Genomic DNA, 6963 nt, shown 5'->3' with positions numbered 1-6963 from the left:
CAAGCACCTGCACGGGCGTGCCTTCGCGGGCAATGTCCTCCAGTGGTTGCCGGAACGCCTGTCCGTCCGCCGAGGCCACCAGCACCGCTGCCGGTGTCACCAAGGCAGACTTCCTGAGCAAGAAGGGCAAGCAGACCGAGGTCTTCTGCCGGTTCTCCACCGTGCTGGGCTCGCGCGGTTCGGCCGACACCGTCCGTGACACCCGTGGCTTTGCGGTGAAGTTCTACACCGACGAGGGCAACTTCGATCTCGTCGGCAACAACATGCCGGTGTTCTTCATCCAGGACGGCATCAAGTTCCCCGACATCATCCACGCCGGCAAGCCCCATCCGGATCGAGAGATCCCGCAGGCACAGTCGGCGCACGACACCTTCTGGGACTTCGTGTCGCTGCACACCGAAGCCACCCACCACGTGTTCTGGAACATGAGTGACCGCGGCATCCCCCGGTCCTTCCGCACCATGGAGGGATTCGGCGTACACACCTTCCGCCTGGTCGACGCCAAGGGCGAGACCAGCCTGGTGAAGTTCCACTGGAAGCCGATCGCCGGGGTGCACTCGCTGCTCTGGGAAGAAGCGCAGATCACCGCCGGGGTGGACCCGGACTTTCACCGGCGCGACATGGCCGACGGCATCGAGGCCGGCGCCCCACTGGAATACGAACTCGGCATCCAGGTGATGCCGGACGACGGCACGGACTCGTTTCAGGGCATCGACCTGCTGGACCCGACCAAGATCGTGCCCGAGGAACTGGTTCCGGTGCAGTTGATCGGCAAGCTCACGCTGGACCGTAACCCCACCAACTTCTTCGCCGAGACCGAACAGGTGGCATTTCACACCGGCAACCTGGTGCCCGGTATCGAGGTCACCAACGATCCGCTCATGCAAGCCCGGCTGTTCTCCTATCTGGACACCCAGCTCACCCGCCTGGGCGGACCGAACTTCACCCAGTTGCCGATCAACCGACCGCACTGCCCGGTCAACGACATGCTGCGCGACGGCATGCATCAGACTGCGGTACACACCGGCCAGGCGCCGTACCGGCCCAACAGCATCGACGGTGGGGAACCCTTGGTCGCCGACCCCGACGAAGGCGCCTACGTCCCCACCCCACGGGCCGTGGACGGCCCCGTCGAGCGCGCCCAACCGGCATCGTTCGACGATCACTTCAGCCAGGCAGCGATGTTCTACCGCAGCCTGACCAAGATCGAGCAGGACCACCTCGCCGATGCGTTCACCTTCGAACTCGGCAAGTGCTACGAGCAGGCCATCAAGGAACGCGAGCTTGGCGTGCTCGCCAACGTCGACACCGAACTGTGCCAGACCGTGGCCGCCCGTCTGGGTCTGCCCGCGCCGAAGGGCAACCCGCCCAAGGACGTTCTCATCTCACCGGCGTTGTCCCAGATCGTGACCGAACCCGGACCGGCGGCCGGCCGCAAGATCGCGGTGATCGCGGATGCGAATTCGGATCTGGCCGCAATCGCGACGCTGGCGAAGTCTCTGGACAAACTGGGCGTGCAGGCGTTGGTGGTCGCCCCACACGGCGGCACCCTCAAATCAGGGCGGCGATCGGTGGTGGTGGAACGCACGTTCGCCACGGCTCGCTCGATCGAATTCGACGCCGCCGTCGTCGCGGCGGGTACGGCACCGACCAACGACATCCGGGCCATCGTGTTGTTGCAGGAACTACTGCGTCACTGCAAGGCACTGGGCGCATGGGGTGACGGAGTTGCTCAGCTCGACGCCGCGGGTATCGACCGCACCCTGCCGGGCGTGTTGCTGGCCAGTGAGGCAGACAAGGCGTTCACCGCCGACCTGGTGGCCGCTCTCGGTCTGCACCGGGTATGGGACCGCGCCGACATCGTCACGGCCTCAGCCATTCCACCGTCGAAAAACGCCCTGCCACCTTCGGTCTCGGGCAAGCGGTCCCCCGCCAAGAAAGCAGCGCGGCGCGCCCGCGCAAAGTAAGCCGCTGCCGTTCGGCTGTGACCGACCAGAACAGCCGTTTGAACAGCGGCGACAGCGGGCATTAACCACAGGCAGTGTTGACCCTTCACCGTTGAGAGGCCGATGTGACAACCGCATACAACCCGGAGTCCCACCCGATCGGCACGATTGTCGTGGCAGATGGTGTCTACGCCCCGCAAGAAGATTCTCAGCTGTTGATCGATGTGATGGAAAAGGCCGGCCTGGCGGTAGGCCGGACCGTTGCCGACCTGTGCACCGGTAGCGGCGTGGTGGCCATCAATGCGGCCGCCCAGGGAGCGTCGGCCGTCGCGGCCTTCGATATCTGCCAGCGGGCCGTGCGGTGCGCCCGGTCCAACGTCTTGGCGCACAACGCCGCCGTCGACGTGCACCTGGGGTCCTGGGCCCAGGCCGCAGAGTTCGGCCCGTTCGACCTGATCACCTGCAACCCGCCGTATGTTCCGCACGACCCGGACGACGCGGCACTGTCGACAGTGACCGGCTCGGCGCGGGCATGGGACGCCGGACACGACGGGCGAATGGTCCTGGACCCGCTGTGCGCGGCGGCGCCAGACCTGCTCGCCGACGGCGGCAGCCTGCTGCTGGTCCAATCCGAATTCGCCAACCCTCGCAAGACGCTGGCCGATCTGTCGGCCGCCGGCCTGGACGCCGATATCGTTGCCTGGCAGTGGATTCCGTTCGGCCCAGTGCTGACCTCTCGAGCGGAGTGGCTAGAGGAGACCGGGCGCCTTGAGCCTGGCCGACGCGAGGAGGAACTACTCGTGATCCGCGCGGACAAGCCATGAGTGGCACCGACCGCCGCATTGTGCGGCCGGTGCCAGGGGGCCCTGTGATGGTGCAGGGCCCCGTTCGAATCGAGATGCCGGACGGCACGGTGGTGGAATCCGACCGCTTCATGGTGGCCATCTGCGCATGCCGGCGCAGCAAGGATTATCCGCTGTGCGACACCAGCCACCGGCGCCGATGCCGGGTGAACGGCAGCGGCACCAGCGCCGATGACTCAGCTCAGCGGACGGCGTAGCGAGTACCGACCTTCGGCCCACCGCCCCATCATGTGATCGGCCAGCCGGTCCTCCACCAGGGCGTGGGCTCGAATCCCGAACACCACATCCGTGTCCAGGTGAGGCTCGCGCGCCACCAGATCGCCCACCACGTCGGTGCGCACCACCTGCTCGTGCACGGCGTCGGCTTCCACGTGCTCGGCGTAGAACCCAACGCACTCCTGCGGAGCACCGAGGCGCTGCAAGGCCTCCACCAGCCGCCGCGAACCCGGCGAAGAGGTGATCTCGGTGGAGGCGAAGTGCCCGATCGCCGCGCCCCGCAGCTTGCGATGCAGACCGAACAGCGACATCAGATTCACCGCGGCCAGCGATTCGGCCGGCACGTTGTCGATATAGCCGAGATAGCTCGAATCCAGGCCGGCAGCATCCATCAAGTCGGCGAACAACTGCTGATGCAACCGCGGCCCGCGGCCGCCGCCGAACTCATCGAATTCCACCGCGACAAACGACGCTTTGGCCTGACCTGTCAGCCGCGGGATGGCCCAGGCGTGCGGATCGCCCTCTTTGAGGTGATACAGCGAGCGGTGCACGAAGTACTCGAGCATCTGCTCCCAGGTTCCCTTGTCGCGCAGGTGATATGACAGACCTTCACCATCGACCGGCTCGATCGAGATCTTCTCCATCTCGGCCAGCGCCGTGTCGTCGGGCTGGATCTCGCCGACGCCGCGCCGCACCTCCGTCAGGAACTCCCGCTCCAACTTCCCACGCAAATGCAGCAGGCCGGCATCCCACTCCCAGCCGGGGTCCACGCCGGCGAAACCGCGGTAGTGCAGCTCGTAGCAGACATAGAGGGCCAGGTGCAGATCGAGTCCGAACGGGTCGGAGTCGGCAAGCGACGCCTCGACGCGAGACAGCTGGTTACAGGGCGCCCGCTCACCCAACAATCTGATCACCGCAGCCGACAACGGGCCACGGGGGTCTGGCAGCGTGGGATCGATAAGGATCGGCGCAGAAGTCACGGCGCTATACGTACCCAGATCAGCGGCGGAGTAATCGGGATGCTCGGGCGGTTGCCGGGCATTCGGCGGAACATCGGGGAAATCGCCGACAGCAGTGTGAACCGCGTCGCAGCCGACTGGGCTGCCGTTTACTACGGCACCGTTTGGGCAATCCTGCTGGCGCTTGGAGAGGTCGGTCGAGGCCTCGTGGAACCCGCCAAACGAAAGGCAGACATGACCGAGAAGAACTCAGGTCCTGAAGAAGGCATCAAGGCCGTCGTCGAAGACGTCAAGGGCAAGGCCAAGGAAGCTGTAGGTACGGTGACCGGTCGCGACGATCTGGTAAGCGAGGGTAAAGCTCAGCAAGACAAGGCCGATGCTCAAAAGGACGTCGCGAAGAAGGAGGCCGAGGCGGAGTCGGCACGGGCCGGAGCCAAGGCGGCCGAGAAGCGGCAAGAGGCTTACCAGCGACCGTAATTCGGGCGTGTTTGAGATAGCCCAGCCCCCTGCGGGTTGGGCTATCTCTCGCCCGGAGCTTGACGAGTTGTCGATCAGGCTTGTCTGTTGATCAATGCCAAGAGCTTGAGAGGCGCGGCAGCGACGAGGACCGCGACGAGAGCCGAGAGTGTCAGCCCCAAGAACGCTGCCGTGAGCGTTATATACATGGCAGTTTGCAGCCGCTCTACACCACCACTCATGAAGCAACCTTTACGGACGAACTGACGCTCTTGCGGTGCGCTCTCGTCGCGCACAACGCAGACCTTAGGCCGCGCGCCGACGAGGCCGGGGCTACGTTATGTAACGAACTCACCCGAATCATTGACACTCTGACGCCGGGTTGTCGGACAGAAGTCCCTCGGAAAGCCAGTCAACGGACCTCGGTCAAGCGCAGGATCAGGGCAACCGCGTCCTCCGCCTGGCCGGCTGGAGTCAGGACTTCCCGCAAGAGCAGCCCACGCAGCGCGGCGACGGCCACGGTGGCCATATTCAGCGCCTCCTCGGCGTCGTGGCCGTCGCGTTCCGCGAGCGATGCCAGCATCATTGTCAGGTCGTCGAGCGAGTCGATGAACTCACGAAAGTCCCCTGGGCTGTATGCGGCAAGTCCTACGACGTGAAAGAACCCGCGGATACGCGACAGCCGCTCCGGGCGAGTGTAGGCCTGCCAGATCGCCGCGACGAGATCGCCGAAGGTGCCGTGCTGGGCGGTCTCGAAAAACACCCCGTTGTCACGAGATCGCTGCGCCTTGAGCATCGCCGCCAAGACGCCCGAGAGCGACCCGAAGTGGTACCGCAGCAGGGCGTGGCTGGTCTCGGCCCGGGCGGCGACCTCACGCAGCGACATCTTCGGCGACGGAAGCGACTCCCCGAAGGCCGCTAGAAGCCTCGCCAGAAGGCGCTCGCGTGCGTCGCCGTTGGCTTCCGCGCTTGACAAGGTCACTCCGACACCTTATCCATTGGATAACCTTTTTCCAATGGATAAATCCCCGCTGAGTGCGCCGCGGCGCGCCGGCCAAGTAGTGAAGGACCTGTGATGAGCGCCATGTGGCACGGCTGTCTCGCGGACACCGACTACTTCGAGATGCGTTCCATCGGTGGGCATGACTACGGCATCTGGGTTACCACGCCACCCGACTACGACCGCGCCACAACACAAGCGCCCATCGTGTACGTGCTCGACGGCAACTTTGCCGTGGGCCTGACGGCTCCGCTGATCGTCACCCAGATAGATCCCATGCAGCAGATCCAGCCCTACATCCAGGTCAGCGTCGGGTACGCGGGTGAGGAAGCACAGGACTGGGACCGGCTGCGCAACAGAGACTTCGTGCCACCCGGCGAGCCCATCGCCAAGGAACTCATCGACGCCCTGGAGCTGGGAGTGGAAATGGGCGCGAGGACACGCGAAGAAGCTGACGCCTACCTCGCCGAACTGCGCGACACCCACGCCGATGATTTTCTGGGATTCCTTACCGCGGAACTACATCCGCGGATCGCACACGACTACGGCACTGCCGCAAGCGGCCACGGACTTTTCGGCTACTCCTACGGCGGACTTTTCGCTCTCTACACCTGGCTCACCGGCAGCACCCTCTTCGAGAGCATCGGAGCCGGTAGCCCCGGCGTGATCGGTGAAGACAGTCAAATCTTCACCCAGCTCCACCAGCTTGGCGACACCCGCCCCGCCACCAAACTTCACGTAACCCTCAACGACAGAGAGCTTCTCGGAGACCTGGCCGTCTACCAAAGCCTCGCGAAAAACACGGCCACCGTCCTTCATCGCCTCAAGTCTCGCAACAAGTCGGTCACCAGCGAGATCCTGCGCGAGACGCACGTGACCGGCCTGCAAGCGTCGTTCCTCAGCTACCTCAGGGCCTGCCGCACCCGGTAACGCGAAGCCCATCCTCGCTTCTCCGGACCCAAAAGCGCTGCCACGGAGCGCAACTGAGCAACTGCGAAGCGGGGTAACGCGATCATTTCGTTTCCTCGACGAGCTTCTCCAGAAGCGGTGTCAGCCTGAAGTCGACGAGCTTCCGCATGACCAGCGAGGTGTTGGTCTGTTCAACACCTTCGATGTCGAGTATCCGGCCAGCCGCCCGGTAGAGATCGTCTGCGTCGCGAGCGACCACGTGAATCAACAGGTCTGTAACACCGCCGAGTCCCTGCACTTCGACGACTTCGGGAACCTGCTCGAGCGCTCGCGCGATAGCAGCGAGCTTGCGCTGCGTGACGCGCGTCAGGATGAACGCCGTCAATGGGTAACCCAGTGCGCCGGGATCGATGCGTCGCTCGAACGAGCGAAGGGTGCCTTCTCGTTCCAATTTGTTGATGCGTTCCTGGACCGTGTTGCGCGAGAGCCGGGTTTTGTCGGCCAATGCGATCACGGTGGCCCGCGGATCGTCGTTGAGAGCCTTGAGGATCCGAGCATCTAACCTCGATTTTTCGCCGGGGTTGGCGATGGCGTGCTGCGGTCGCGTGGTGGGC

The 6963-nt window shown here is 64.6% G+C and carries 8 protein-coding genes and 2 pseudogenes; 5 read left to right on the top strand and 5 right to left on the bottom strand.

The features are described 5' to 3' along the window. Positions 1–91: pseudogene (locus ACWDTP_RS36225) on the bottom strand (NYN domain-containing protein); the annotation flags it as partial. Between ACWDTP_RS36225 and ACWDTP_RS36220 the strand changes: the two are divergent. The 3 genes and pseudogenes from ACWDTP_RS36220 to ACWDTP_RS36210 form a co-directional block, all read left to right on the top strand. Continuing rightward, positions 72–1967 (top strand): annotated as a pseudogene (locus ACWDTP_RS36220) (catalase); the annotation flags it as partial. The pseudogenes ACWDTP_RS36225 and ACWDTP_RS36220 sit on opposite strands and share 20 nt — an antisense overlap. A 104-nt stretch (positions 1968–2071) precedes the next feature. Then, on the top strand, positions 2072–2770 hold the full coding sequence (locus ACWDTP_RS36215) for a HemK2/MTQ2 family protein methyltransferase (protein ID WP_450028033.1): 699 nt from the start codon (positions 2072–2074) through the stop codon (positions 2768–2770). After that, positions 2767–3006 (top strand): CDGSH iron-sulfur domain-containing protein, encoded by a 240-nt coding sequence (locus ACWDTP_RS36210; RefSeq protein ID WP_064865238.1) that lies wholly within the window; start codon positions 2767–2769, stop codon positions 3004–3006. The genes ACWDTP_RS36215 and ACWDTP_RS36210 overlap by 4 nt, the downstream gene beginning before the upstream one ends. Here ACWDTP_RS36210 and ACWDTP_RS36205 read toward each other — a convergent pair. Beyond that, positions 2986–4005 carry an iron-containing redox enzyme family protein gene (locus ACWDTP_RS36205; RefSeq protein WP_450028032.1) on the bottom strand — a complete coding sequence of 340 codons (1020 nt, stop codon included), beginning with the start codon at positions 4003–4005 and terminating at the stop codon, positions 2986–2988. The two genes, ACWDTP_RS36210 and ACWDTP_RS36205, sit on opposite strands and share 21 nt — an antisense overlap. 213 nt (positions 4006–4218) lie before the next feature. Between ACWDTP_RS36205 and mbp1 the strand changes: the two genes are divergently transcribed. Further along, positions 4219–4461 (top strand): microaggregate-binding protein 1, encoded by a 243-nt coding sequence (mbp1, locus tag ACWDTP_RS36200; RefSeq protein ID WP_003882647.1) that lies wholly within the window; start codon positions 4219–4221, stop codon positions 4459–4461. 74 nt (positions 4462–4535) lie between these two features. Here the strand turns inward: mbp1 and ACWDTP_RS36195 are convergent, their stop codons facing one another. Both ACWDTP_RS36195 and ACWDTP_RS36190 read right to left on the bottom strand, forming a co-directional pair. Further along, a complete protein-coding gene (locus ACWDTP_RS36195; RefSeq protein ID WP_448401240.1) occupies positions 4536–4736 on the bottom strand; it encodes a hypothetical protein in 201 nt (66 codons plus the stop codon). 116 nt (positions 4737–4852) lie between these two features. Continuing rightward, entirely contained in the window at positions 4853–5422 is a 570-nt protein-coding gene (locus ACWDTP_RS36190) for a TetR/AcrR family transcriptional regulator (protein WP_450028031.1), read from the bottom strand. Between the two features lie 93 nt (positions 5423–5515). Between ACWDTP_RS36190 and ACWDTP_RS36185 the strand changes: the two genes are divergently transcribed. After that, entirely contained in the window at positions 5516–6370 is an 855-nt protein-coding gene (locus ACWDTP_RS36185; protein ID WP_448401236.1) for an alpha/beta hydrolase, read from the top strand. 82 nt (positions 6371–6452) lie between these two features. On the opposite strand, the gene ACWDTP_RS36180 is transcribed toward ACWDTP_RS36185, so the two are convergent. After that, the gene (locus tag ACWDTP_RS36180; RefSeq protein ID WP_450028034.1) at positions 6453–6938 is read right to left on the bottom strand and encodes an Lrp/AsnC family transcriptional regulator; all 486 of its coding nucleotides are present in this window, start codon (positions 6936–6938) and stop codon (positions 6453–6455) included. Between the last annotated feature and the right edge of the window lie 25 nt (positions 6939–6963).

The sequence above is a fragment of the Mycobacterium sp. NPDC003449 genome, from assembly GCF_053588415.1.
The sequence above is the reverse complement of the archived record's forward strand: the minus strand, read 5'-3'. Positions and strand labels throughout refer to the sequence as shown.